General features: G+C 73.5%; 25 protein-coding genes. 14 read left to right on the forward strand and 11 right to left on the reverse strand.

From position 1 onward, the window contains the following. Nucleotides 1-59 precede the first annotated feature (59 nt). The 3 genes from ACFEMC_RS01435 to ACFEMC_RS01445 all read left to right on the forward strand — a co-directional run bounded on the left by ACFEMC_RS01435 (nucleotide 60) and on the right by ACFEMC_RS01445 (nucleotide 3,331). Nucleotides 60-1,085, forward strand: a complete 1,026-nt coding sequence (locus ACFEMC_RS01435) for a lactonase family protein (protein ID WP_380172886.1) — start codon at nucleotides 60-62, stop codon at nucleotides 1,083-1,085. A gap of 133 nt (nucleotides 1,086-1,218) precedes the next feature. Then, a complete protein-coding gene (locus ACFEMC_RS01440) occupies nucleotides 1,219-2,355 on the forward strand; it encodes a hypothetical protein (RefSeq protein ID WP_380172888.1) in 1,137 nt (378 codons plus the stop codon). A 100-nt stretch (nucleotides 2,356-2,455) separates the two neighbouring features. Continuing rightward, nucleotides 2,456-3,331 (forward strand): FkbM family methyltransferase, encoded by an 876-nt coding sequence (locus ACFEMC_RS01445; protein WP_380172890.1) that lies wholly within the window; start codon nucleotides 2,456-2,458, stop codon nucleotides 3,329-3,331. Here the strand turns inward: ACFEMC_RS01445 and ACFEMC_RS01450 are convergent. Genes ACFEMC_RS01450 through ACFEMC_RS01460 form a run of 3 tightly spaced genes read right to left on the reverse strand, consistent with a single transcriptional unit; the run spans nucleotide 3,274 to nucleotide 6,469 of the window. Next, nucleotides 3,274-4,557, reverse strand: coding sequence for a glycosyltransferase family 2 protein (locus ACFEMC_RS01450; RefSeq protein ID WP_380172892.1), 1,284 nt, complete (start codon nucleotides 4,555-4,557; stop codon nucleotides 3,274-3,276). The genes ACFEMC_RS01445 and ACFEMC_RS01450 overlap by 58 nt on opposite strands. Continuing rightward, nucleotides 4,554-5,576, reverse strand: a complete 1,023-nt coding sequence (locus tag ACFEMC_RS01455) for a hypothetical protein (RefSeq protein ID WP_380172894.1) — start codon at nucleotides 5,574-5,576, stop codon at nucleotides 4,554-4,556. The genes ACFEMC_RS01450 and ACFEMC_RS01455 overlap by 4 nt, the downstream gene beginning before the upstream one ends. After that, nucleotides 5,573-6,469, reverse strand: a complete 897-nt coding sequence (locus tag ACFEMC_RS01460; RefSeq protein WP_380172896.1) for a WcbI family polysaccharide biosynthesis putative acetyltransferase — start codon at nucleotides 6,467-6,469, stop codon at nucleotides 5,573-5,575. Before ACFEMC_RS01460 ends, ACFEMC_RS01455 begins: the two co-directional genes overlap by 4 nt. A gap of 83 nt (nucleotides 6,470-6,552) precedes the next feature. On the opposite strand from ACFEMC_RS01460, the gene ACFEMC_RS01465 reads away from it, so the two are divergent. Further along, complete coding sequence (locus tag ACFEMC_RS01465) at nucleotides 6,553-7,746, forward strand: glycosyltransferase (protein WP_380172898.1); 1,194 nt, start codon at nucleotides 6,553-6,555, stop codon at nucleotides 7,744-7,746. On the opposite strand, the gene ACFEMC_RS01470 is transcribed toward ACFEMC_RS01465, so the two are convergent. The 5 genes from ACFEMC_RS01470 to ACFEMC_RS01490 all read right to left on the reverse strand — a co-directional run bounded on the left by ACFEMC_RS01470 (nucleotide 7,644) and on the right by ACFEMC_RS01490 (nucleotide 12,205). Continuing rightward, nucleotides 7,644-8,591 carry a glycosyltransferase family 2 protein gene (locus ACFEMC_RS01470; RefSeq protein WP_380172900.1) on the reverse strand — a complete coding sequence of 316 codons (948 nt, stop codon included), beginning with the start codon at nucleotides 8,589-8,591 and terminating at the stop codon, nucleotides 7,644-7,646. The two genes, ACFEMC_RS01465 and ACFEMC_RS01470, sit on opposite strands and share 103 nt — an antisense overlap. Next, nucleotides 8,588-9,601 carry a hypothetical protein gene (locus ACFEMC_RS01475; RefSeq protein ID WP_380172902.1) on the reverse strand — a complete coding sequence of 338 codons (1,014 nt, stop codon included), beginning with the start codon at nucleotides 9,599-9,601 and terminating at the stop codon, nucleotides 8,588-8,590. Before ACFEMC_RS01475 ends, ACFEMC_RS01470 begins: the two co-directional genes overlap by 4 nt. Then, nucleotides 9,598-10,692 carry a glycosyltransferase family 1 protein gene (locus ACFEMC_RS01480; protein ID WP_380172904.1) on the reverse strand — a complete coding sequence of 365 codons (1,095 nt, stop codon included), beginning with the start codon at nucleotides 10,690-10,692 and terminating at the stop codon, nucleotides 9,598-9,600. Before ACFEMC_RS01480 ends, ACFEMC_RS01475 begins: the two co-directional genes overlap by 4 nt. A gap of 104 nt (nucleotides 10,693-10,796) precedes the next feature. Beyond that, entirely contained in the window at nucleotides 10,797-12,032 is a 1,236-nt protein-coding gene (locus ACFEMC_RS01485) for a PP2C family protein-serine/threonine phosphatase (RefSeq protein ID WP_380172906.1), read from the reverse strand. Further along, nucleotides 12,029-12,205 (reverse strand): CsbD family protein, encoded by a 177-nt coding sequence (locus ACFEMC_RS01490; protein WP_380172908.1) that lies wholly within the window; start codon nucleotides 12,203-12,205, stop codon nucleotides 12,029-12,031. Before ACFEMC_RS01490 ends, ACFEMC_RS01485 begins: the two co-directional genes overlap by 4 nt. A 174-nt stretch (nucleotides 12,206-12,379) precedes the next feature. Between ACFEMC_RS01490 and ACFEMC_RS01495 the strand changes: the two genes are divergently transcribed. The 3 genes from ACFEMC_RS01495 to ACFEMC_RS01505 all read left to right on the forward strand — a co-directional run bounded on the left by ACFEMC_RS01495 (nucleotide 12,380) and on the right by ACFEMC_RS01505 (nucleotide 14,988). Continuing rightward, nucleotides 12,380-12,880, forward strand: coding sequence for a ribose-5-phosphate isomerase (locus tag ACFEMC_RS01495; protein ID WP_380172910.1), 501 nt, complete (start codon nucleotides 12,380-12,382; stop codon nucleotides 12,878-12,880). Nucleotides 12,881-12,916: 36 nt separating this feature from the next. Next, nucleotides 12,917-14,470 (forward strand): FGGY-family carbohydrate kinase, encoded by a 1,554-nt coding sequence (locus tag ACFEMC_RS01500; RefSeq protein WP_380172912.1) that lies wholly within the window; start codon nucleotides 12,917-12,919, stop codon nucleotides 14,468-14,470. A 155-nt stretch (nucleotides 14,471-14,625) separates the two neighbouring features. Next, nucleotides 14,626-14,988 carry a hypothetical protein gene (locus ACFEMC_RS01505; protein WP_380172914.1) on the forward strand — a complete coding sequence of 121 codons (363 nt, stop codon included), beginning with the start codon at nucleotides 14,626-14,628 and terminating at the stop codon, nucleotides 14,986-14,988. 16 nt (nucleotides 14,989-15,004) lie between these two features. Here ACFEMC_RS01505 and ACFEMC_RS01510 read toward each other — a convergent pair whose 3' ends face one another. Further along, nucleotides 15,005-15,943 carry a sugar-binding transcriptional regulator gene (locus ACFEMC_RS01510; protein WP_380172916.1) on the reverse strand — a complete coding sequence of 313 codons (939 nt, stop codon included), beginning with the start codon at nucleotides 15,941-15,943 and terminating at the stop codon, nucleotides 15,005-15,007. Nucleotides 15,944-16,016: 73 nt separating this feature from the next. Between ACFEMC_RS01510 and ACFEMC_RS01515 the strand changes: the two genes are divergently transcribed. The 4 genes from ACFEMC_RS01515 (at nucleotide 16,017) to ACFEMC_RS01530 (ending at nucleotide 19,744) form a co-directional block, all read left to right on the forward strand. Beyond that, entirely contained in the window at nucleotides 16,017-16,418 is a 402-nt protein-coding gene (locus tag ACFEMC_RS01515) for a hypothetical protein (protein ID WP_380172918.1), read from the forward strand. A 97-nt stretch (nucleotides 16,419-16,515) separates the two neighbouring features. Beyond that, nucleotides 16,516-17,601, forward strand: coding sequence for a zinc-binding dehydrogenase (locus tag ACFEMC_RS01520; RefSeq protein WP_380172920.1), 1,086 nt, complete (start codon nucleotides 16,516-16,518; stop codon nucleotides 17,599-17,601). Next, nucleotides 17,598-18,923, forward strand: coding sequence for an MFS transporter (locus ACFEMC_RS01525; protein WP_380172922.1), 1,326 nt, complete (start codon nucleotides 17,598-17,600; stop codon nucleotides 18,921-18,923). The genes ACFEMC_RS01520 and ACFEMC_RS01525 overlap by 4 nt, the downstream gene beginning before the upstream one ends. A gap of 284 nt (nucleotides 18,924-19,207) precedes the next feature. Next, entirely contained in the window at nucleotides 19,208-19,744 is a 537-nt protein-coding gene (locus ACFEMC_RS01530) for a hypothetical protein (protein WP_380172924.1), read from the forward strand. A gap of 55 nt (nucleotides 19,745-19,799) precedes the next feature. Here the strand turns inward: ACFEMC_RS01530 and ACFEMC_RS01535 are convergent, their stop codons facing one another. Both ACFEMC_RS01535 and ACFEMC_RS01540 read right to left on the reverse strand, forming a co-directional pair. Next, nucleotides 19,800-20,564 carry an SDR family NAD(P)-dependent oxidoreductase gene (locus ACFEMC_RS01535; RefSeq protein ID WP_380172926.1) on the reverse strand — a complete coding sequence of 255 codons (765 nt, stop codon included), beginning with the start codon at nucleotides 20,562-20,564 and terminating at the stop codon, nucleotides 19,800-19,802. Continuing rightward, nucleotides 20,561-21,517, reverse strand: a complete 957-nt coding sequence (locus ACFEMC_RS01540; protein WP_380172929.1) for a sugar-binding transcriptional regulator — start codon at nucleotides 21,515-21,517, stop codon at nucleotides 20,561-20,563. Before ACFEMC_RS01540 ends, ACFEMC_RS01535 begins: the two co-directional genes overlap by 4 nt. Before the next feature lie 253 nt (nucleotides 21,518-21,770). Here ACFEMC_RS01540 and ACFEMC_RS01545 point away from each other — a divergent pair, with 253 nt between their 5' ends. The 3 genes from ACFEMC_RS01545 (at nucleotide 21,771) to ACFEMC_RS01555 (ending at nucleotide 25,345) form a co-directional block, all read left to right on the forward strand. Beyond that, a complete protein-coding gene (locus ACFEMC_RS01545) occupies nucleotides 21,771-22,844 on the forward strand; it encodes an alcohol dehydrogenase catalytic domain-containing protein (protein WP_380172931.1) in 1,074 nt (357 codons plus the stop codon). A 145-nt stretch (nucleotides 22,845-22,989) separates the two neighbouring features. Beyond that, nucleotides 22,990-24,366, forward strand: a complete 1,377-nt coding sequence (locus ACFEMC_RS01550) for an extracellular solute-binding protein (RefSeq protein ID WP_380176536.1) — start codon at nucleotides 22,990-22,992, stop codon at nucleotides 24,364-24,366. Between the two features lie 91 nt (nucleotides 24,367-24,457). Beyond that, entirely contained in the window at nucleotides 24,458-25,345 is an 888-nt protein-coding gene (locus tag ACFEMC_RS01555; RefSeq protein ID WP_380176538.1) for a carbohydrate ABC transporter permease, read from the forward strand.

Below are 25,345 nucleotides of genomic sequence, written 5' to 3' on the forward strand. Positions count from 1 at the left end.
CCGAAGGGAGGTCAAGGGTGCTGCGCGGGAACGCTCGGCGTCCGTGGTGTGATCGGCGCGTGGACGCACAGGTGCTCGCCGTCGGCTCCTACACCGCTGCGACCGGTGGTCGCGGCCCGGGCCTCGCGCTCGTCGAGCGGGACCCCGTCACGGGCCGCCTCGGCCGGGTGGGGGCCACGGTGGACGTCCCCTCGCCCTCGTTCCTGGCCGCCGGCCCGGACGGCACCATCCATGCCGCGCACGAGCTGGACGAGGGTTCCGTGTCGTCGTGGCGCGTGGGTGGCGGCGCCTGGGAACGGCTGGGCGAGACGCCCAGTGGTGGGTCCTGGCCGTGCCACCTCACCGTTCTCCCGGGGTTCGCCCTGGCCGCGAACTACGGCGGCGGCGTCGGTGTCCTCGCGCTCGACGGCGGCGCGGTCGCCGATCTCCGGCAAACCCTGCGCGGCAACGGGTCCGGTCCCGACGCCGAACGGCAGGAGGGTTCGCACCCGCACTCCACGGCGGTCCTGCCCGGCGGTCGCGTCGCGGTCCTCGACCTCGGGACCGACGAGGTCCGGGTCCACGACGTGACGGCGGAGGGGTTGTCCCTCGAGCCCGTGCAGGTCCTCGCGCTCGCACCGGGGACCGGGCCCCGCCACGGCGCGCTGGTGCCGGGCCCGGACGGGGACCGGTTCGTCGTCGCCGGCGAACTCGACGCGACGGTGACGTCGCTCGCCGTGCGGGACGGCCTGCTCGCCGACCCGGTCCGGAACCCCGCGCTCGCCGTGCCCGTCCCCGCCGCTCTCGCCGAGCGGGTCTACCCCTCGGAGGTCTGCCGCACGCCGTGGGGGCTCGTCGTCGCCAACCGCCGAGCCGAGGTGCTCACGCTGCACGAGGTCGCGGACGGCGTCGCCCGCCCCGTGCGGGACATCGCGATCGGCGCCGCGAACCCGCGGCACGTCGTCGCCGTGGGACGCCACCTCTACGTCGCGGCGCAGGACTCCGACCAGCTCGTCCACCTCGCGCTCGACGACGACCTCACCGTCGTGGACCGCTCGGTCGTCGAACTCGGGTCGCCGTCCTGCGTCCTGCCCCTGCCGGTCTGACGGGGCCCGCGCGGACCGGTCGCTGTTCCAGGACGCGCTCGACGCCTGATCGAGCAGATCCCCCCGCGGCGCCCCAGAACCTGCTGAGATGGAGGCCGGTCGCGGGGGCGGCCACGGACCGGGGGGTTTGATCGTGCGTGCGTTGGGGGCGACGCTGGGCGTCGTCGTGCTGTCCGCCTCTCTCCTCGCCACGGCCGGGTCGGCGTCGGCGCAGGACCGCCCGGGGCCGTTGCTGGCCTACACCGGCGTCTCCGCCGATCGCGTCGACGGGCTCGACGTCGTCGACACCGGAACCGGCCGGCAGTGGCGCGTCGCCGACGGCCTCACCCACGACGCGCACTGGTCTCCCGACGGTTCCCGCATCGCCTGGATCGCCTACGGCAGTGACGACGGGACGGACGACCTCGGCCACGTCCAGGTCGCGGCCGCGGACGGGTCCGGACGCACGCAGGTGGACGGCGAGGGTGGTTCCCGCTCGCTGGCGTGGAGCCCGGACGGAACGCTCGCCTGGTTGCACCGCAGCGCCTGGAACCCCACGGACTGCTCCGCGGCGGACCGGTTGCGGCGCCCCGACCTCGTGCTGCGCGGCGTCGACGGCACGACGCGCACGCTCGGGACCGCGGCCCCCACGGCCGACGAGCTGCGGTTCTCCCCGGACGGCACGACCGTCGCCTGGCGCGAGCGCGGCGACGACGTCTGCGCCGCGGCGGGCACCCGGCTCGTCGTCGCGGACGTGGCCTCGGGCCGCCAGACGGTCGTGGCGGGCGCCGAGGACACCAGCGGCCTCTCGTTCTCCCCGGACTCCACCACCCTCGCCGCGAGCCGCGCCACGGCGGACGGCGGCGACGTCGTGCTCGTCGACCTGTCCACCCGCACGGCGCGCACCGTCGTGACCCCGGAGGCGGGCGAGACGTTCCCGGTCTTCGTCGGCGACGGCACCGACCTCGCCGTCGTCCGCACGACCCCGACCGACCGCACGCTCAGCGTCGTCGACCGCTCGGGCGTCCCCGTCCGCGACCTCGCCGAGCCCCCGGAGTTCGTCGAGGCCCTCGTCGCCTCCACCGACCGGACGTCCGTCCTCGTCGCGGGCCGTTCGCTGCCGTCGGCCGACGGGGCCGTCCAGGACACGCAGTTGTGGCGGCAGCCGCTCGACGGGTCCGCCGCCACGACCCTCGCCGGCAACGGGCGCGCCGCGGTGTTCGAGGCGGCCGTGTCGTTCCGGTCGGCCGACGCCCCGCACCTGGAACGGCGGCAGCGCCCCCGCCGCTGAGCCCCGTCGCGCCCCGTCCGCACTGGACTGACATGCTCCGCGGGGAGGGCCGCGGACGATCCCCGGTCCCGCACGACGGAACCGAGGGAACGAGGAGCACGTGGCACAGCGCTGGGTCGACCTGCTGGACACCGCACGCCTGACGGCGGTCGTCGACATCGGTGCCAACCCCATCGACGGCGACCCGCCCTACGCGCCCATGCTGCGCGACGGGTTGTGCACCGTGACGGGTTTCGAACCCCAGCCCGAGGCGCTCGCCGAACTCCTGGCGGCCGCCGGACTGAACGAGCGCTACCTCCCGCACGCTGTCGGGGACGGTGGCGAGCACGAGCTCAAGGTCACGTGGATGGGTGGCATGACGAGCCTGCTCGAACCCGACGTCGAGCGGCTCTCGACCCTGAACGAGTTCGCCCGCTACGGCGACGTGCTGCAGCGCAGCACCATCGCCACGCAGCGGCTCGACGACATCGACGACCTCGGCCCCCTGGACCTGTTGAAGATCGACGTGCAGGGCTCGGAGTTGACGATCTTCCGCAACGGCCGGGAGACGCTGTCCGGGGCCGTGGCCGTCCACACCGAGATGTCGTTCGTCCCGCTGTACCGCGACCAGCCGCTGTTCGGCGAGGTCGACGCGGAACTGCGGGCGCAGGGTTTCGTCCTGCACACGTTCGCGGCGCTGAAGAAGTGGCCGATCGCGCCGGGGGTGTTCGACGGGAACATCTTCACCACCCACCAGCAGCACATCGAAGCGGACGTCGCCTACGTCAAGGACTTCGCCCGCCTCGACGAGCTCGACGCCGAGCAGCTGAAGCACCTCGCGCTGCTGGCCCACCACGTCTACGCCTCGCACGACCTCGCGGTGCGGTGCCTGGCCCAGCTCGTGGACGGCGGCGTGGTGGACGCCGAGGTGCTCACCGCCTACGGGGCGGCGGTCGGCCGTTCCGTGGCCACGAACGGGGTGCGCAGCGACCGCTGAAACCGCGGCCGCCGCTGGTGGTCCTCGTGACCCCACCGGCGCTGCAGGTCGACGTCCAGGGCCGGTTCCGCGCTGACCCCCGGAACCTGCAGGACGCTGGGGTCGGGACCACCGCGGTGCAGGTCGCGGGTGCGGCCGACGGTCAGGTGCTCCCCGACGCGGACGGGCGCCACCTCGGTGAGCTCGGCCAGCGTCGCGCCGGCGAGCACCACGGGGCGGTCGAGGTCGACGCGGTACCTCGCCCGTCCGAGCACGGCCGCCGGAGGGTCGCCCCGGTGCACGCGCGGGTCCTCCAGCGCGTCGAGCGCCACCCCGTCGCGCAGCCAGACCCCCGCGTCCGCCCCGTGGAGGAGCGACTCTACGGACGCCACGACGTCGGCCACCGCGGCGCCGGTGTCGTCGAGGCGGACGACCACGTCGGGGTGCGACCACACGAGCTGGTCACCGCGGTTCGCGTGCCCGGGCACGAACCGCGCCAGCGTCAGCCCCTCGACGTTGCGCGAGCGCCGGGCCTGCGCGTCGTCGGTGCGGCCCGCGAAGTCCGGCCCGTCGTGCCAGGCGACGGCGTCCGGGACGTGCCGGAACTCCGCGCCCCGCAACCAGCAGCGGTGCGCGAACTCCCAGTCCTCCCCGCCGTAGGCCGAGAACGCCTCCTCGAAACCCCCGACGTCCTCGAACAGGGGACGCGTGGTGGACAGGACGGCGGAGATGACGAACCGGTAGGCGTCGTCCCCGGCCTCGGCGAGGTCGGCCGTCCGTTCGTACGCCTCCCGCAGCCAGCCCGGTTCGTCGAACTCCCGCGGGGCCGGTCCGTCGCCGCCGAACCAGCGGCGGAGGGCGTCCGGTGCGGTGGCGGACAGGTCGGCGTGCCGGCGGCGGCCGACCACGAGGTCCGCCCCGGCCGCCACGGCCCGGACCACGGCGGCGACGTAGCCGGGTTCGGGCACGGTGTCGGCGTCGAGGAAGCACAGCACCTCACCCCGGGCGGAGGCCGCCCCCAGGTTCCTCGCCGCCGCCGCGCGGAAACCCTCGTCGGCCTGGCGCAGGACGCGGACGGCGTAGGGACGGGGCCCGGGCTCGGGGGCGTCGCGGGAACCGTCGTCGGCGATGACCACCTCGAGCCGGTCGAGGGGGTGGGTCTGCAGTTCCAGCGCGGCCAGCAGGAGCGCGAGGTCGTGCGGCGCCTCGAAGTGCGGGACGACCACCGACACCAGCGGGGCGATCACGCCGGGACCCCGGCGAGGACGGGACGCAGCAGCTCGACCGTGGTGGCGACCGAAGGACCGGGGACCGTCCCCGGTGGAGCCCAGGTGAGCTCCGGCCGCGCCCACGCCCGCGCCAGGGCCTCGCCGAGCGTCCCGGGGTCGTAGACCCACAGCGCGCCGGGGGTGCGCTCCTCGAGCTCGGTGACGTAGTCGCTGCGGGGCACCAGAGGACGGCGTCCCGCGCCCGTCCACGCGTTGATCGACCCGGAGGCCGACAGGTGCTCGTGCGGGGCGACCGGCAGGACGGGGGAGCGCAGGACCGCCGGCAGGTCGGCGTCGGGGACGAACCCGGTGACCTCGACCGTCCGGCCGACGGCCCGGGCCTGGTCGGCGAGCGCCGCGACGAGGTCCTCGTGCCCGTCCGAGGGGCGGCCGACCGCGGTGAGGCCGGCACCGGAGGGCAGCGCGTCGAGGGCCGCGAGCACCTGCTCGTGGCCCTTGCCCGGGTACAGGTACCCCAGGACCGCGACCGCCCGCAGCGGCGTCGCGGGCGCCGCCGCAGGGGCGTGGGTGAGGTCCGGCACGGGCAGCGGCACGACCGAGCAGGGGACGTCCGCGCCGCACGCCCGCAGCAGGCGCTCCTCGTGCCGGCTCGCGACGACGACGTGCCGTGCCGCCTGCGCCACCCGCCGGTAGGCCTCGCTGCGGCGGGGCAGGTTCCGGGCGCCGTCGCTGGCCTGGGGGAGGTCGTGCAGCGTCACCACGACGTCGCGGCCGTCGGCCAGTTCGACGAGCACGTCGGCCGCCTCCTCGGGGGACCGGCCGAAGAGCCGGTCGGTGACGTGCACGTGGACGGTGCCGGCGGGGACCTCGCGCAGCGCGGCGAGGAGGCCGTCAGCCCCCGGCTGGGCGGGCGCGCGGACGAGACGGGTTCCGGGGTCGTGGCGCAGGACCGCCCACTGGGCGAGGGCCGCGGCCGTCACCCCGTGCTCGGCGGGGCCGACGACGAGCTGGACGAGCGGGTGCGGGGCGGTCCTCACGCGGCCAGCTCCGCCGCCGCCTCGGCGTGCCGGTCCAGCCCGGCCTCGGCCACGCCCGGGTGCTCGGCGTACCAGCGCAGGTGGGCCGCGCGGACGTCGGCGTCGCTCGTCGTGACGCCGTGGACGCGCCAGTCGGGCCGCCCCGCCCCGGGGATCCCGAGCGCGTCCAGCGCCTCCGGCAGGACCGGGGTGTGGATGCTGTCCAGCAGCGTCCGCCCGGGGTCGGGGACGTCCCCCGGCAGCCCGAGCGCCGCGAGGACGCGCTCGGCCACTCCGCGCAGGACGGGGTTCCCGGGGTGGTTGACCGTCTGCGTCGCCCCGTCGCCCGCGGCGTCGAAGAGGTCGACGACGGGCAGGGCGCCGTGCCGTTCCCCGCGGGCGCGCAGCTCGCGCGCCGACAGGTCGCGCACCGCGCGGACGGCACGCGCGGACGGCACCTCGGGCAGTTCCGGACGGCCCGCGGCCAGGGTCAGCGTGCGCAGGTCGTGGTAGGGCACGACGGGCGGCTCCCCGGCACCGGGCGACCGCACGATCACCTGGAAGGGGTGCAGCGCCGCCCACCGGAGCACCGGGACCACGACGAGGCGCGGCCGTCGCGGGGCGCGGGCGAGGAGTTCGGCGGTGCCCAGCGGCAGGTCCCGGTACCCGTCGCGCACGGGCTGGGACACGAGGACGTCGACCTCGTCCAGGATCCGCTGCAGGCGGGGCAGGTCACCGGCCTCGAGTTCGTGGACGGGCGGGACGCGGACGGTCCGCACCTGCCCGGTCCCCTCCAGCAGCACCCGCGTCGACTCCGCCTGGCAGTTGCCGTGCACGAGGACCAGGGGACGGTCGTCCCGCACCAGCGGGAGCAGGCCGTGGAAGTGGGCGTAGTGCTGCTGCCGTCCGGTCACAGCCGCACCCTAGGGGCCCCCGCGAGGGTGCACCGGGTGGACCACCGCACGCGGAGGGGGCTGGGACGTGCTTGCATCTGCAGGTGCCCCGTCCACTGCCGACCCCGCCCACCGCGACCGCGGCGCGTCGGCTCACGGTCGCCGTGCTGGGGCCGAGCCGCTTCCCCGTCGCCGAACCGTACGTCGGTGGTCTGGAGTCGTTCGTCGGCGGGCTCGTCGCGGCCCTGCGCGCCCGCGGGCACCGCGTCCTGCTCTTCGCCGCCGCGGGGTCGACGGGTGCGCAGCCGGAGGTCCTGGCGGGCGGGGGCTGGGAACCCGACGAGCTGTCGCGACAGGACCCGTCGATGCCGGCCGAGGCGTTCCTGCGCGAGCACCACGCCCACCTCGCCGTCCTGCACGCGCTGCGCACCACCTACGCCGGCGAGGTCGACGTCGTGCACAACAACTCCCTGCACCACCTGCCGCTGACCCTGTCCTCGACGTTGCCGGTCCCGACGGTGACCACCCTGCACACCCCGCCGACGCCGTGGCTCACCGCGGCGCTCGCGGCGGGGGGTTCCTCGCACGCCTTCACGGCCGTCAGCCGGTTCACGGCCCGGCAGTGGGCGCCGTGGGTGGGGTCGGCCGACGTCGTGCACAACGGCGTCGACCCGGGCCGGTGGCGCCTCGGGCCCGGCGGCGGCGGACTGCTGTGGTTCGGCCGGCTCGTGCCGGAGAAGGCACCGCACCTGGCGGTGGACGCCGCGGCCCGCGCCGGTCACCACCTGCACCTCGTGGGGCCCGCGCTCGACGAGGGGTACTTCGCGGCGCAGATCGCGCCGCGGCTGGGCCGGGACGTGACGTGGCACGGGCACCTGGGGGGAGCGGACCTGTCGGCCGCCGTCGGACGCGCCGACGCGGTCCTCGTCACCCCGGTGTGGGACGAGCCGTTCGGCCTCGTCGCGGCGGAGGCGGCCATGAGCGGGACCGCCGTCGTCGCGTTCGACCGGGGCGGGATCAGCGAAGTGCTGCGCCCCAACGTGGGTGAGCCCGCGGGGGTGCCCGCCGGGTTCGTCGTGCCCGCCGACGACGTCGCCGCCATGGCCGCCGCGATCCCGGCCGCGCTCGCGCTGGACCGGTCCGGCGTGCGCGCGGCAGCGCTGGCCCACCTGTCGACCGCGACCATGGTCGGCCGTTACGAGGCCGTGCTGCGGGCGGCCGTCGACGGTCCCGCCGCGAGGGGTGCGGGAACCTCCCGCGGGGTCGCGGCCGTCCAGGACCGCGTCGCGGCGTCGTAGTCGACGAGGCCCGCGGCGCGGAACTGCTCGAGCCAGCCCGTCATGGGCCACCACCCCCACCGCCGGTGGAACACGGCGCCGTTGCGCAGGATCGCCGCGACGTGCTGCACGGGTGGGTTCCGCGTCGGGTGGTGCTGGTGGAACGCCTCGGCGCCGCCGACCCAGAACAGCGCACCCCCCGCTTCCCGCACGGTGGCGGCGACGTCGGTGTCCTCGCCGCCGTAGCCGCGGAACTCCTCGCAGAAACCCCCGAACGACGTCCAGTCGGCGGCGGTCACGGCGAACGACAGCGACCAGAACAACCACCACTGCGACTCCGACGCACGCACGACCTCGCCCGGCTCCGGGACCGGACGCGCAGGGTGCGGAGCGGCGGCCCCGGGGAGCCGGTCGAGGTCGGCGTGCTCGTGGACCCGGACGTCCGGCGGCAGGTACGCCACGGGCCCGCAGAACAACCGCGGTCCGGGAACACCCCCCGGGCCGTGGACCACGCGGTCCGCCGCGTCCTCGTAGGCCGCGACGAGCCCGGCCGCGGGGACGCAGTCGACATCGAGCAGGACCAGGAGGTCGGCGCCGAGGGCGGTCGCCGTGCCCGCTGCGGCGTTGCGGGCCGCCGCCAGGGGGAGTTCCCCGTCGGCGGCGACGGGGACGTCCAGGACGACGCGACGCGTGCCCTCCGCGGCGGGGACGGAGTCGAGCACCTCGCGGATCCCGGGGTCGCCCATGGCCGCCACGACGTGCCAGGCCGGTGGCCGCCGGGACCGGGCCAGCCCCAGGAGCTGTCCGCGCAGGTGGTCGTGCCGCCCGGACACGATGGTCAGGACGGCGGTCCGTCGGCCGTTCACGCGGGAACCCCGGCGCGGTCGGCCGCGCTGTCGAGGTAGGCGGCCGCGCGTTCGGCCCCGTCCCCGGGAGCCCAGCGCCGCCAGGGGTCGGGCCCCACGGATCGGGCCTGACGCAGCAGGTCCGGCCACCGGTCCGCGGCCGGCCAGCCGTCGACCGCGACGAGTCCCTCGGCCCGCAGGAGGCCCACGCGCCGCAGCTGTTCGTCGAAGGGCCGTTCCTGCGCGACGACGACGGCCGCGCGCCGGGCCGCGGCGACCTCCGCGACGGCGTTGTGACCGCCGTGCACGACCACGACCTCGGCCCGCTGCAGGGCGGACCAGACGTCCTCTCCCGCAGCGCCTCCGGTCGTGCCGGTGGTCAGGGGGGAACCCGGGACGCGGAACTCCCACGTCCACCCCGGGGTCGCCGCCTGCGCCGCGCGGAACTGCTCGTCGGTGACGTCGCGGCCCCCGCTGCCCCACAGGACGAGGACGCTTCCCGGCCTCGCCGCAGCGGTGGTCGGTCGACCGTCGAACCGGGAGAACGCGCCGACGTGGACGACGGGGGTCGTGGTGGGGTCCTGCTCGGCCACGGGCGGGCCGGGCCAGGGCGCCAGCAGGGCGCGCGCGACGTCGCGACCCAGGCAGTGCGCGGGGTCGTGCCGGTCGCCGAGCATCGCGGCGACGACGACGGGAACCCCGCACAACCGGACGAGCGTGGTGACCTCCACCGAGACGTCGGTGACGAACAGCCGGGGTCGGTGGGTCGCGATCCAGGTCGCGATCGTCGCGTGCCGTTCCTGCAGCCCGGGGTGGTGCTCGGGAACCCAGTGCAGCCGGCCGCCCGCCGTCGCCGAGGCGCGGTCCAGGGGTGGGGTGTCGTCCCGTTCCAGCGGAACCCAGTCGCCGTGGAAACCCGCCGGCCGTGGGGCGGAACTGAACGCCGTCACCGGCGTCCGCAGGTGGCGGGTCACGGCGACGAGCCGTTGCAGGTGCCCGGCGCCGTGGTGGTGGACGTACCAGCCGATCACGCGGGCACCGCCGTCGTGTCCTGCGCTGCCGGGCGGGCGGTCAGCGCGCGGTACAGCTCGAGGTGCTCGCGGGCCACGTCGAGCCGCTGCGCGCGCCGGCCTCCGCAGGTCGCCGCCGAGCCGGGGACCCCTTCGACGGCCCGGTGCAGGGCCCGGGTCACGGCGTCCGGATCGGCCAGGTCGGCCTGGACGAGCGGCTGCTGCTCGTGCAGGAAACCCACCCTGTCGGCGAGCACGACGGTGCCCAGGTCGTGGCACAGTTCCAGCCACCCGGAGTGCGTCCCGTGGGCGTAGGCCAGCACCGACACGTCCAGACCGCGCAGGTACTCCTCGAGCTCGTCGTCGTCGAACCGGTCGCGCACGTGGACCTGCGCCGTCCCCTCGTCCGCGGCGTTCCGCAACCAGTCCGCGAGGCCGGCGTCGTACCGCGGGAAACCTGTGTCGAGCGCCTCGGCGTGGACGTCCACGCGCACGGTGGTGGGGGTTCCCGCGTCGGTCAGCCGCTGCGCGGCGACGACCAGGGACCGCAGCACGGGCAGGGCGCGCAGGTTGGCGCGCAGGCTCTTCAGGTGCAGACCGACCACGCGCGGGGACTGCGGGGCACGGGGGAGGCCGATCCGGTCGAGGGGGGCGACGTGCGGGTGCGCCACGACGACCGGTCGCCGGCCCCACCGCTCCCGGACCTGCGCCGCGGCACCCGGCGTCAGCGTCACGAGACCGTCCGCCGCGGGCACCAGGACGTCGAGGAGCCCGGTGTAGGGCTGCTGGTCGCGCAGGTGCGGGTTCTGCAGGTCGTGGACGGTGAGGACGAGCGTCCGACCCGTCACCCGCAGGGCGTCGACGAGCGCCTGCAGCTGCGCCGGGGTGCGCCCCTCGAACCCGAAGTGGAGGTGCAGGACGTCGAACTCGTCCGCGTGCGCCAGGACCCAGTCCGCCTCCAGGGCGCGGGACGGGTGCCAACCCGGGCCCGTCGGAGTGCCGTCGTCCACCACGAGGACCCCGGGGACGCGGTCGTCCTGGAGGTGGTCGACGTAGCCGTGGGCACGGGGCACGTGCAGCACCCGGACGGGCGCGGGGCGGGGTTCGGACACGGTGGGGCTCCCGAGCAGGACGGTGGTGCGGGTCGGAGGTGCGGCCCGCGTGCTGGAGCCGTCCCGGGGAGGGCCATTCAACCGCGCGCGGGGTGCGCTCGTGCTCAGCGCGGGGAACGGCGCAGGACCATGAGGGTCAGGTCGTCGGTGGGCCCGTCGCCGACGTGGTCACCGACCGCCGCCAGGACGGCGTCGGCGACCTCGTCGGGGGCCGCGGACTCCTTGTCCCGCAGAGCGTCCAGTGCAGCGAGGAGGCGTTCGTCGCCGAAGAGCTCGTGCGCCGGCGAGGCCGCCTCGGTGACGCCGTCGGTGTAGAGGACGAGGTGCTCGCCAGGGGCGAGGTCGACCGGCGTCTCGCTCAGGTCCGGGTCCGGGAAGGGACCGAGGAGCATCCCCGGATCACCCACCATCCGGCTCGGCCCGGCCACGGGGACGAGGACCGGTCGCGGGTGACCGGCGAGGCAGAGGTCCACGGGAGGGCACGCCGTTGCGTCGCCGGAGGGCAACCGCACGGTGGCGACGGTGGCGAAGCGGTCCCCGAGGGTGTCGTGCACCGCACCCCCGACGTGGCGGAGCGCGTCCGCCGGACCGGAGACGACGCCCAGGACACCACGCACCGCCCACCGCAGGGCGGCCGTCGTGGCCGCGGCGGCGGGGCCGCGCCCGGACACGTCACCGATGACGGCGACCGCCTCGCCGGACGCGAGCACCCGCAGGTCGTAGAAGTCGCCGCTCACCTCACCGCGGCTGCCGTCGGCGCGCGTCGCGGGCCGGTAGCGGACCGCGACCTCCCACCCCGTGACCTCGGGCAGCTCCTGCGGCACGAGCTGCCGCTGCAGGTGGTCGGCGAGTTCGGCCGCCTCGGCCTGGACGGCGTCGCGCGCGGACTGCGCCTGCACACGGGCGGTGACGTCCTGCTGGACGGCGACGTAGTACCGGACGGCACCGGTCTCGTCCGGCAACGGGCTCAGGGCCAGCTCGTTGCAGAACACCGAACCGTCCCGACGGCGGTTGGGGATGAGCACGGTCCCGCCGGCCCGGCGTTCGACGAGCGACCGGATCTGCGCCGCGGGGGTGCTGACGTCGTACCCGCGCTCGGACAGCCCGTCCTGGAGGAACCGGCAGTTCCGTCCCACGGTCTGCGACGCGTCGTACCCCGTCGTCCGCGTGAACGCCTCGTTGACCCACACGACGGGTTCGTCCGGCAGGCTCACGTCGGCGACGCAGACCGCCTGCTCCGCAGCGCGCAAGGCGGAGAGGAGCAGACCGTCCAGCCCACCGGGCCCGGGGACGACAGTCGGCCCCCGCCCGTCACGGGCGGGGGCCTGCGACCTCGTCACTTGTCGTGCAGCGCGTCCTTGGCCTTCTCGGTCTCCTGACGCGCCTCGCCCATGGCCTGGTCCTTCTTGCCCTGGGCGATCTGCTCCTGGTCGTCCGTGCGCTTGCCGACGGCCTCCTCAGCCTTGCCGACGGTCTGCTGGACGACGTTCTTGGCCTTGTCAACGAGGGACATGACCGCTCCTTTTCGACGGTGGGTGCCGTTCTCGGCACTCCCACCCTAGGAACGGTTCGGGCAGCGCGCACCCGGAGACGGGAGGGGAAACATCGGGCGGCCCCGGGGCGTTGTGCACGGTGGTCGAGAGCGGCCCGCGACGGGCCGCCGATCCCGAAGTCCCAGGAGGACCCGATGACCGATCTGCAGTGGCGTGTCGTGGTGGCGGCCGACGAGGCCGGTGTCTCGTACAAGGACGCGATCAAGGCCGACCTGCTGAAGGACCCCCGGGTCAAGGAGGTCATCGACGTCGGCGTCAACGCCGACACGGACAAGACCGCCTACCCGCACGTGGCCGTGGCCGCGGCCCGCAAGATCGCCGCCGGGGAGGCCGACCGCGGCATCCTCGTCTGCGGAACGGGCATGGGCGTGGCCATCGCGGCCAACAAGGTGCCGGGCATCCGTGCCTCGGTCGCCCACGACTCCTTCTCGGTGGAGCGGCTGGTGCTGTCCAACGACGGCCAGGTGCTGACGCTGGGCGAGCGGGTCATCGGCAAGGAGCTGGCGCGCCGGCTGGCCAAGGAGTTCCTCGGCTACGTCTTCGACACCTCCAGCGCCTCGGCCGCCAAGGTCGACGCCATCACGGGGTACGAGACCAGCGTCACGGACGGGGAGACCTCGGCGTCCTCCTGCTGACCCGCCCCGACCGCGCCGCTGCTCCGGGGTGACAGGATGCGCCCCGGAGGCGCGCGCGAGGAGGCGGACGTGGGTGGGGTTCAGGAGCTGCTGCTCGGCGTCGACATCGGCACCGGCAGCAGCAAGGGCGTCCTGACGACGCTCGACGGCCGGGTCCTGGCGCGCTCGTCCCGTCGGCACCGCACCGACCACCCGCGCCCGGGATACGTCGAGCACGACGCCGACGCCGTCTGGTGGGGCGACTTCTGCGCGATCGCGCGCGAGCTGACCGGTCGTGCGGACGACCCCGCCGACGTCGCCCACGGCCGCGTCGTCGCCGTCGGGACCAGCGGCATCGGCCCCACGGTGCTGCTGGCGGACGAGCACGGGCGGCCCCTGCGCCCGGCGGTCCTGTACGGCGTCGACACCCGGTCCCTCGCCGAGGCCGTGGACCTCGAGGAGCGGTACGGTCTCGAAGACCTGTTGCAGCGCTGCGGATCGCGCATGTCGACGCAGGCCGCGGGCGGCAAGCTGGAGTGGCTGCGCCGTCACGAACCCGAGGTGTTCTCCCGCGCCCGGCACTTCTTCATGTCGAACTCCTACCTCGCCTTCCGGCTGACGGGGGAGTACGTCCTGGACCAGCACTCGGCGAGCCAGACGACCCCCCTCTACGACCGGCACGCGGGGGCCTGGATCGAGGACCGCTGCGCCGAGGTCGCGCCCGGGGTGCCGATGCCGCGGCTCGTGTGGCCCTCCGAACGGGTGGGGACCGTCACCGCCCAGGCGGCCGCCGAGACCGGCATCCCCGCCGGGACGCCCGTCGCCGCCGGCACGTGCGACGCGTGGGCCGAGGCCGAGAGCGTGGACGTGGGCCGGCCCGGTGACCTCATGGTCATGTACGGGTCCACGACGTTCTTCATCGCCGTGACCGACGGCCCGCGCGTCCACCCGTCGCTGTGGGGGACGACCGGTGCGCGCCCAGGGCAGAGCAACCTCGCCGCCGGCATGGCCAGTTCCGGCAGCGCCGTCGAGTGGTGGCGCGAGACGATCGGGTCGCCCGACGTCGCCGAGCTCGTCGCCGAGGCCGCGGCGGCCCCGCCGGGGTCCAACGGGGTGCTGGCCCTGCCGTACTTCGCGGGGGAGCGCACCCCCTTCGCCGACGCCGACGCCCGCGGGGCGGTCCTGGGGTTGACGTTGCGGACCACGCGCGGTGAGGTCGACCGCGCCCTGCTGGAGGCGACCGCCTACGGCGTGCGCCACAACCTCGACGAGATGCGCGCGGCCGGGGTGGACATCCGCCGCGTGGTCGCCGTCGGCGGTGGGACGGGCTCGGCGTTGTGGCCGCAGATCGTCACCGACGTCACGGGCCTGCAGCAGGAACTTCCCGCCGAGCGCATCGGCGCCTCCCTCGGCGACGCGAAGTTCGCCGCGGTGGCCCTGGGGGCCGTCGACGTCGACGCCACCTGGAACCGCGTCGAGTCGACCACCGAACCCGACCCCGCCGCGGCCGAGGTCTACGCCGGGCTCTACCCGGCCTACCGCGCCCTGCACGAGGCGACGGCGGCGTTGCAGCACCAGCTCTCCGCCCTGGAGCGGCGCACCCGCACCTGATCCCCCACCCCTCGCAGCCCGAGTCCCGCGTGGAAAGAACTCTTTCCGCCCTTCGAGGCGCGTGTCGCGGGGCGGGAAGCACGACGTCCGCCCGTCGACGGTCGGGCCAACGGAGTGCGGCAACCGTCGAGTCCGGCGGGTACGCCCCGTCCGCGGTGGCGCTGCAGGTGGCGCTGTGGCTCGGAACGGCGGCCGTCACGGCGATGGTGTGGCTGGGAGGTGCGACCGCGCTGCCCTGCGCGCTCTGCAGCTTCGTCGCCTTCGGCGCCTCGTCGTGGTTCGTGATCGCGTACGCAGCGCGCCTGGGCGTCCGGGTCGACGACCCGGCGTGGTTCGCCGCGCGCCGCACGGTCCCCTGCGTCCTCCTGGTGCTGCCCCTCGTCGTCGGCGTCCTGCGCGCTGCCGTGCAGGCCGGGGGCTTCGGGACGGGTGTCGCCTACGGGACGGTCGGTGGAGCCGCCGTGGCCGTGCTGGTCCTCGTGGTCGGTCTGGTCCGGTCCCTGCGCGCGCTGCACTGACGCGGGGACCGGCGGATCACGCGGCGGCCAGCAGGGCGGTCGCCGAGGCCGGGTCGGTGACGAGGTGGTTGAAGAACCCGCCCTTGGCGCCCGCCAGGACGCTCGGGACCTTGAGCGTGCCGTAGGCGACGGCGATGCGGTCCGGCACCCGGCGCAACACCTCGAGGGGGATCGCGATGAGGCGGTCGGAACCGTCGTAGTCGATCTCCCGGCCCTCGGCGTCGTAGAAGCGCGACACGACGTCGCCCACGGAGTCCCGCAGGGGCGCCTGGTCCGTCGGGACGAACCCGGGGATCGAGGAGCGTTGCAGCGGAGGCGCTCCGACGCCCATGACGGCGCAGCGCCCGGTCTCCCACAGGTTCGCGAACCGCTTGAACTCCGCGTCGGCGACCAGACTGCGCCGCAGCGCGCGGCCGGGGAACGCCGGGGCGTACAGGAACCGGGGAGTTCCGCCGACGCCCACGGCGACGCGCCGGGCGATCTCGTTCGTCTGGTACCAGGGCTCGGGTTCGTCCTGCCCGCCCACCATGGGGGCCACGACGACGCGCGGCAGCGTTGGCAGCTCGCGCTGCGCGATGTCGTACACCGTGCGCCCGGAGGAGACCAGCAGCACGTCCCCCTCGGCCAGGCCGACGCCGGCCAGGACGCGCGCCAGGACGGGGGAGACGGCCTCGGCCAGGTGGGCGCTGCTCGTGGGTGCCGTCAGGTGGACGGCCGTCAGGCCGAGGGCGTCGCGCAGTCGCTCCGCGAGGTCGCCGGGATCCTCCTCGGGGAGGGGCAGCACCTCGATGCGGACGAGACCGCGGTCCCGGGCCTCCTGCAGCAGGCGGCTCACCGTGGCGCGGGAGGTGCCGAGCCGTTCCGCGATCTCGGCCTGGGTCGCGTCCTGCAGGTAGTACAACGTCGCCGCCGTGTGGGCGAGGGCGAGCGGGAACCGGCCGTCTCCTTTGGCCACCTGGCACCTCCTGTTCGGATCACCGTACTTCGTCCCCGCGCCCCGGCGGGGCGCTCGGGTGAGGATGACCGGCGTGCTGACGGACGCGGACGTGGCGTGCTGGTTGCTCAAGGCCTCCGGCCGCCCGGCGGAGCTCCCGGACGGACCCGCCGCGGGTCCCGTCGTGCTGTCGCGGTGCCTGCGACGCAGCTACCGGCTCGGGCTCGTGCGCCCGGGACAGCCGTGCGTCCTGTGGGTCAGCGGGCGGGTCGACCCGGGGGTGGCCGCCGTCGGGCACATCGCCTCGGACGTGCGCGAGGAGAGCGGTGGACCCGTCGTCGACGTCGAGCTGACGGCGCTCGCGGACGTCGTCCCGCGCGCCGATCTGGTCCACGACCCCGCTGTCCGGGACGCCGAGGTCCTGAGGATGCCCGCGGGCAGCAACCCCTCGTACCTGCGGCCGCGGGAGTGGGCGGCGCTGTCACGTCGTTTGTGAACAGACGTGCTGGACATCTGTGCAGAGTCGCCGTACGGTCGGGCCCGACCGAGGATGGTGCCCGACGACGTCGGGCGGACCTGCGAGGGAGCAGAACATGACGGGCACGATGCAGGCGGTCGTGGTGCACGGCCCCGAGGACTACCGGCTCGAGCAGATCCCCGTGCCCCAGGCCGGGTCCGGTGAGGCGCTGCTGAAGGTCGAGGCGGTGGGGATCTGCGCGAGCGACTTGAAGTGCTACCACGGTGCGGCGAAGTTCTGGGGGGATGAGAACCGTCCGGCGTGGGCGGAGACGGACACGGTCCCCGGTCACGAGTTCACGGGGCGGATCGTCGAGATCGACGAGGAGGCTTCGCGGCGCTGGGGTGTGCAGGTCGGTGACCGTGTGGTGGCCGAGCAGATCGTGCCGTGCTGGGAGTGCCGGTACTGCAACCGTGGTGATTACCACATGTGTCAGCCGCACGACATGTTCGGTTTCAAGCGGCGTACGCCTGGTGCGATGGCGGAGTTCCTGGTCTTGCCGAAGGAGGCGTTGGTCCACAAGGCGCCGGAGGACATCCCGGCGTGGCAGGTGGCCTACGCCGAGCCGTTGTCGTGTGCGTTGCACGCGGTGGAGCGGGCTGACATCCGGTTCGACGACACGGTGGTGGTGGCGGGGTGCGGGCCGATCGGGTTGGGGATGATCGCGGGTGCGGCGGCGAAGTTCCCGCGCCGGATCATCGCGTTGGACGCGTTGCCGCAGAAGTTGGAGTTGGCGAGGAAGTGCGGTGCTGACGTGACGTTGAACATCACCGAGGTCGACGTGGTGGAGGAGGTGAAGAAGCTGACCGGTGGTTACGGGGCGGACGTGTACATCGAGGGGACGGGGCATCCGTCGGCGGTGGCGCAGGGCTTGAACTTGTTGCGCAAGTTGGGGACGTTCGTGGAGTACTCGGTGTTCAAGGATCCGGTGACGGTGGACTGGTCGATCATCTCCGATGACAAGGAGTTGAACGTGCTGGGTGCGCACTTGGGGCAGGACACGTGGCCGGCGGCGTTGAAGTTGATCGCGTCGGGTCGGTTGCCGTTGGACGAGATCTGTTCGCACCAGTTGCCGTTGTCGGAGTTCCAGAAGGGTCTGGACCTGGTCGCGGACTCGGCGAACTCCGTGAAGGTCTCCCTCGTCCCCGGGACGACGGCGTGAGCAGCACCTCCCCCACCACGACGTCGGGCGGTCTGGAGGAGTCGCGGCTGCAGCGCCTCGGCATCCCGCCCGTGCTGCGCTGGGGGTTCCTCGGAGTCCTCGTCTTCATGACGGGCAACGGGGTGGAGTCGAACTTCCTGACCCCGCACCTCGTCGAGGTCCTCGGGCGTCCCGAGGCGGCCATCGCCACGATCATCACCTACTACAGCCTCTGCGTGCTCGTCGGCAGCTACCTGTCGGGGGCGCTGTCGGACCTCTTCGGCCCCCGGCGGGTCATGGCTGCCGGGTTCGGCGTGTGGGTCGTCTTCGAGGTCCTGTTCCTGCTGGCGCTGCAGGCCGGCAGTTTCCCGTTGGCCGCTGCGGCCTACGCGGTCAGGGGTTTCGGCTTCCCCCTCTTCGCCTTCGCGTTCCTCGTCTGGGTCAACATCACGACCCCGCCCGAGCGCAACGGGGCGGCGGTCGGCTGGTTCTACGTCGCCTTCACCGGCGGGCTGCCGACCCTGGGCTCCCTCTTCGCCGTCGGGGCCATCCCGGTGTTCGGTGGGGGGACCCAGGGCGAGACGGGCGCCATGGTCGCCTCGATCGCGCTCGTCGTCGTCGGGTTCCTCATCGCCTGGTCCGGGGTGCGCGACGAACGGGGCCGGCGCCGCATCGCCCCCGCGGGCGAGAGCGCGGGGCAGGTGCTGACCTCCGGTCTGCGCCTCACGTTCACGCGGCCGAAGATCGCGGCGGGGTTCCTGGTGCGCCTCATCAACACCGCACCGGAGTTCGGGATGTTCATCGTCCTGCCCGCGGTCATCGCCACCGAGCGCGGCTGGGGCCAGTCGCGCTGGCTCGTCATGACCGTCTGCGTCTACGCGACGAACATCCTCGTCAACGCGATGTTCGGGGCGGTCGGTGACCGGATCGGCTGGCAGCGGACCGTCAAGTGGTTCGGCATCGTCGGGTCGGCCTGCGGTCTGCTGCTGTGGTGGTACGTCCCGCAGCTCGTGCCCGCGGGCAGCGACTGGGGCTACGTCGTGTCCGTGCTCGCCGGCTGCCTCTTCGGGATGCTCCTGGCCGGGTTCGTCCCGATGGGCGCGATCATGCCCGCGCTGGCACCGGACCACCAGGGCGCCGCGATGGCCATGTACACGACCGCCGCCGGTGGCGCGACGTTCCTCGGCTCCGCCGTCGTCTCCATCGTCCTGGGGGTGGGGGGCAGCAACGAGGCCGTGGTCTGGACCTTCGTGGGGCTCTACGCCGTGGCCTTCGTCCTCGTCTCGTTCCTCCACGTCCCGCAGAAGCACCGGGCGCACGGACGCCCCGCGACCGTCTCCTGACGCGGCACCGCACAGGCCCCCGTGACCACCGGTCGCGGGGGCCTCGTGCGTTCGGGCGCGCGGTGGGTGCGGTGGCGTGGTTCGCTGGAACCCCTGGGAGGGCGCGCCGGCCGGCGCCCACCTCCCGGAGCCTGCAACCCGACGGGCTCGTCCCGCAGGCCGCGCACCGGGTGGAGAACTCGCCACCGTCGCCGGACCCGTCGAGCACCCGTCCGAGGTCCTCGCCGTCCCCCGGCCCGGTTCCGCGCGCCGCGACACCGTCCACCGAACTGTGAGGAACCCCCGTGGCCACTGCCGAACCGCACGACTCCACCACCCGCTCCGCGACCACCCCCCGCGAGGGCCGTCCCGTCGACACCGCCCGCAAGGCCGGACTCGGCCTGGCCGCCGTCGGCGTCGTCGTCTTCAACGTCGCCCCCTTCATGGACTGGGTGCACCTGGGGGACAGCGACACCTCCCGCACCGGGTACGAGACGGACTCCCTCGTCCCCTTCGTGGCCTACCTGGGCCTCGGCCTCCTGCTGGCGATGGCCTACGCGGGCAAGCGGGCCCGGCGCGGCCAGCACCGTGGCCTGACCCTCGTCTCGATGGCCGTCGCCCTCGCGGCGACGATCCAGTGCATCGCCTTCGCCCTGAACCCCATGGGCGGGCTCGAGCGCGGTGACGACCTCGGCGCCGCCGTCGGCGTCTACGTCGGCATCCTCGGTGCGGCCCTGTGGGCCATCGGCTCGGGCCTGCTGGCCAAGGAGGTCGAAGGCGACGACGAGCACCGCGACGTCGACCTCCGGGCCGGTCAGTCCTCGACGACCCGGACCCGCTGACGCCCGCGACCGCGGAACCCGCCTCCTTCGAGGTGGGTTCCGCGGGCCCGCGCGCTCAGGCGGCCGAGAACCCGCCGTCGACGGTGAGGTCCACCCCGTTGACCATGGCCGAGGCGTCGGAGGCCAGGTAGACCACGGCGTTGCTGACGTCGGACGGCTGGGCGAAGTGGCCCAGCGGGATCCGGGCGATCATCGGCGCCGCCTTCGCCTCCTCGCCCCACACCCGCTGCCCCATCTCGGTCATGACGACCGTGGGGCTGACGGAGTTCGCGCGGACGCCGGACGGGCCGAGTTCGAGGGCCAGCACCTTCGTCGCCATGAGCAGACCCGCCTTGCTCGCCGAGTACGAGAAGTGCTCGGCCAGGGCGAGGGACCCCGCGACCGACGAGACGTTGACGATGCTCCCGCGCCCGGCCTCCGCCATGGCCCGGCCGACCCGGGAACCGAGCAGCGCCGGAGCCCGCAGGTTGACCGCCAGGACGCGGTCCCACGTCGCCGCGTCCACGTCGACGACGCGCTGGGGCACCGAGATCCCCGCGTTGTTGACGAGGACGTCCAGCCCGCCGAACGCGGCCAGGGCCGACGCGGCCAGGGCCTCGGTGTCGACCGCGTCCGACAGGTCCGCCGGAACCACCTCGACCCGGGTCCCGTGCTCGGCCACCAGCGCCTGCGCGAGGGCCTCGAGCGCGTCGCGGCTGCGCGCACTGAGGACCAGGTTGCAGCCGGCGGCGGCCAGCGTGCGGGCCACGTCGCTGCCGAGGCCCTGCGTGGCGCCGGTGACGAGGACGCGGCGGCCGGAGAGGTCGAAGGGGGATGTCACGGGATCTCCTGGGGGTGCGGTGCGGACGTGAGGAGCGCCGACGCCGTGGCGGGGTCGGTGACGAGGTGGGTGAAGTGCCCGCCGCGGGCTCCGGCGACGATGCTCGGCACCTTGAGCGCTCCGTAGGCGACGGCGATCCGGACGGGGACCGCGGCGAGGACGTCGAGGGGGATGGCGATGAGCCGGTCCGCGCCGTCGTAGGTGATCTCGGCGCCGGACGCGTCGTAGAAACGCGAGGCCACGTCGCCGACGGCGCCCGCGAGCGGGGCCTCGCCGGTCGGCACGAAGCCGGGGAGGGACTCCCGGCGCAGCGTCGGGGCGCCGACGCCCATGAGGGCGCAGCGGGCGTCGGCCCACAGCCGGGTGAACCGGCGGAACTCCGGGTCCTCGACCAGGCCGCGGCGCAACCGGCGTCCGGGGAAGGCGGGGGCGTGCAGGAAGCGCGGGGTGCCGCCCACCGCCACCGCGACGCGCCGCGTGATCTCGTTCGTCTGGTACCAGGGTTCCGGTTCGTCCTGCCCGCCCACCATGGGCACGACCACGACGCCGGGCAGCGGGGGCAGTTCCCGCTCGGCGATCTCGTGCAGCGTCCGGCCGGAGGAGACCAGCAGGACCTCCCCGGCCGAGAGACCCACCCCGGCGAGGACGGCGGCGACGGTGGGGGAGACCGCCTCGGCGACGTGCGCCTCGGGCGTCGCCGGGCACAACGCGACGTGCTGCAGGCCGAGCGCGTCGCGCACCTTCTCGGCGAGGTCCCCGGGGTCCTGCGCGGGCAGCGGGAGGACCTCGATGCGCACGAGCCCGCGGTCACGGGCCTCCTGCAGCAGCCGGCTGACCGTGGCGCGCGACGTCCCGATGCGCTGGGCGATCTCGGCTTGGGTCGCCTCCTGGAGGTAGTAGAGCGTCGCCGCCGTGTGGGCCAGAGCCAGTGGGAACCGTTCGGTGTGGACCACCGGCACCCCTTCCCGTCCGTGCGCTCGTGGGCCGGTCGGCTCCGTCGCCGGGCCGGTCACCAGATCGTTGCACGCATGTGCTGGACAAGTGTGCCGTACAGGTCCTAGCGTTCGGAAGACCACGGAGGAACCGGTGCGCCCGGTCCCCGCGGGGCTCGCACCACGACGACCCACCGACGAGTTGTCCCACAGCCCACCTCACACACCCCCGCTCCCCGGCCCGTCCCCGGAGCGTGCTGCGAAGGAGCAGTTGATGGCAGAGACGATGAAGGCGGTGATCGTGCACGGACCGCACGACTACCGCCTGGAAGAGGTGCCCGTTCCCGTCGCCGGTCCCGGTGAGGCGCTGTTGAAGGTCGAGGCGGTGGGGATCTGCGCGAGCGACTTGAAGTGCTACCACGGTGCGGCGAAGTTCTGGGGGGATGAGAACCGTCCGGCGTGGGCGGAGACGGACACGGTCCCCGGTCACGAGTTCACGGGGCGGATCGTCGAGATCGACGAGGAGGCTTCGCGGCGCTGGGGTGTGCAGGTCGGTGACCGTGTGGTGGCCGAGCAGATCGTGCCGTGCTGGGAGTGCCGGTACTGCAACCGTGGTGATTACCACATGTGTCAGCCGCACGACATGTTCGGTTTCAAGCGGCGTACGCCTGGTGCGATGGCGGAGTACTTGGTGCTGCCGAAGGAGGCGTTGGTCCACAAGGCGCCGGAGGACATCCCGGCGTGGCAGGTGGCGTACGCCGAGCCGTTGTCGTGCGCGTTGCACGCGGTGGAGCGGGCTGACATCCGGTTCGACGACACGGTGGTGGTCGCCGGGTGCGGGCCGATCGGGTTGGGGATGATCGCGGGGGCGGCGGCGAAGTTCCCGCGCCGGATCATCGCGTTGGACGCGTTGCCGCAGAAGCTGGAGCTGGCGCGCAAGTGCGGTGCTGACGTGACGTTGAACATCACCGAGGTCGACGTGGTCGAGGAGGTGAAGAAGCTGACCGGTGGGTACGGGGCGGACGTGTACATCGAGGGGACGGGGCATCCGTCGGCGGTGGCGCAGGGCTTGAACCTGTTGCGCAAGTTGGGGACGTTCGTGGAGTACTCGGTGTTCAAGGATCCGGTGACGGTGGACTGGTCGATCATCTCCGACGACAAGGAGTTGAACGTGCTGGGTGCGCACCTGGGGCAGGACACGTGGCCGGCGGCGTTGAAGCTCATCGCGTCGGGTCGGCTGCCGTTGGACGAGATCTGTTCGCACCAGTTGCCGTTGTCGGAGTTCCAGAAGGGTCTGGACCTCGTCGCCGACTCGGCGAACTCCGTGAAGGTCTCCCTCATCCCCTGACCGTCGAAGCCCCCCACCCCACGACCGCTGGTCGTGGGGACGGCACCCCCTTCCCTCCTCACGCGATGGAGCGTCAGCCATGAACGAGTTCACCCGGTCCGAGAGCGGACTGCACGTCCCGAAGAAGAAGGTCACCCGCCGTTCGATGCTCGCCGCCATGGGCGGCGCGGCCACGGTCCCCATGCTGTACGGCTGCGGGGTCGGCACCGGTGGTGGCGGCAACGACGCCGGCAGCGCCAACGGCGCCGGCGAGGTCACCGGGTCCTTCGACTGGAAGGCCCTCAAGGGGGAGAGCATCAAGATCCTCCAGACCCCGCACCCCTACCAGCAGGCCTTCCAGCCGCTGCTGAAGGAGTTCACCGAGCTCACGGGCATCGAGGTGCAGGCCGACCTCGTCGCCGAGGCCGACTACTTCACCAAGCTCAACACCGAGCTCGCGGGCAAGACCGGGGCGCACGACGTCTTCATGACGGGCGCCTACTTCATCTGGCAGTACGGCCCGCCCGGCTGGATGGAGGACCTCAAGCCTTGGATCGAGAACTCCGCCGCGACGAGCGACGAGTACGACTTCGAGGACATCTACGAGGGCCTGCGGACCTCCACGCGGTGGGACTTCGAGAAGGGGTCCGAGCTCGGCACCGGTGGCCAGTGGGCCATCCCGTGGGGGTTCGAGACCAACGTCGTGGCGTACAACAAGAAGGAGTTCGACGCCCGCGGCATCGCGCTGCCGGAGACCTTCGACGACTTCATCCAGCTCGCCAACGACCTCACCGACCGCTCGCAGAACCGCTACGGCGTCGCCTTCCGCGGTTCGAAGTCCTGGGCGACGATCCACCCCGGGTTCATGACCCAGTTCACCCGCGAGGGCGCCAAGGACTACACGGCCGAGGGGACGACCTACACCGCGGCCATGAACTCCGACAAGGCCGTCGACTTCACCAAGAAGTGGGTCGACCTCGCCAAGTCCGCGGGTCCCACGTCCTGGACGACGTACGACTACCCCCAGTGCACCGGGGACCTCGGCAACGGCAACGCCATGATGGTGTACGACGCGGACAGCGCCACGTACCCCAAGCAGAAGGCCGGGGCCAGCGCCCAGGCCGGCAACCTCGCCTGGTACCCGGGCCCCGCCGGCCCCGACGGCAGCTACGCCACCAACCTGTGGACGTGGTCGCTGGCCATGAACGCGGCGTCGAAGAAGAAGCAGGCCGCCTGGCTCTTCATCCAGTGGGCGACGGGCAAGGAGGCCATGAACAAGGCCACCTCCTCGACCTTCGCCGACCCGGTCCGCGCCTCGGTCTTCGACGGCTCGTTCAAGCAGACCCTGGGCGAGTTCCCCGGCTACCTGGAGACGTTCGAGAAGGTCATCGACTCCACGAAGATCCAGTTCACGCCCCAGACCAAGTTCTTCGAGACGACCGAGGACTGGGCCGTGGCGCTGCAGGACATCTACTCCGGTGCGGACGCGAAGTCCCGCCTCGACGAGCTCGCCAAGGCCAACACGTCCAAGATCAACGCCTGACCCACCGGGTCGGGGCAAGGGAGGAGGAGTCGTGGCGACCACCGTCGGAGGCCGGACACCCTCGCAGGAGACCTCGCGGGGGAGGGGGCCGGTGCGCCGGGTGCCCGCCTGGCGGCGCGGACTGCGTCCGTACCTGCTGTCGGTGCCCGCCGTCCTGCTCATCATCGGCATCCTGTACGCGTTCTTCTACGGCGTGTACTACACGGTGCTGAACTACGCGGCGACCAACCCGACACCGTCGTTCGTCGGCGCCGACAACTACCGCAGCGTCCTCGGGGACCCGCTGTTCTGGCGCAGCGCCGGGACGACGCTGCTGTACGCGGTCGCGGCGACGGGCCTGGAGACGGTGCTCGGGGTGGCCATCGCGCTGCTGCTGAACCGGTCGACACTGATCGGCAAGACCTTCGAGCGGCTGCTCATCCTCCCGCTGATGATCGCCCCGGTGATCGCCGGGGTGATCTGGAAGCTCATGTTCAACCCCCAGTTCGGCGTCCTGAACCACGTGCTCGGGCTGGGGTCGACGTTCGACTGGCTGAGCAAGGACCGGGCACTGGCCTCGACGATCCTCGTCGACGTGTGGATCTACACGCCGTTCGTGGCGATCCTCGTCCTGGCCGGCATCCGGTCCCTGCCCAAGGAGCCCTTCGAGGCGTCCGACGTGGACGGGGCGGGCTGGTTCTACATGTTCCGCCGGCTCATGCTGCCGATGATGTGGCCCTACATCCTCGTGGCCGTCATCTTCCGCTTCATGGACTGCCTCAAGGTCTTCGACGCCGTCTACGTCCTCACCGCCGGTGGTCCGGGCGTCACGACGACGACCCTGCAGATCGGGGCGTTCGAGGACTCGATCACCAACCTCAACTACTCCCGCGGCAGCACGTACATGTTCCTGCTGTGGATCATCGTCTTCATCACCGCGCGCTACCTCGTGAGCGTGCTCGGCAAGGCGCAGCGTCGTGCTGCGGGAGCGGGGGCCTGA

The sequence above is a fragment of the Kineococcus sp. DHX-1 genome, assembly GCF_042473625.1.
GTDB lineage: Bacteria > Actinomycetota > Actinomycetes > Actinomycetales > Kineococcaceae > Kineococcus.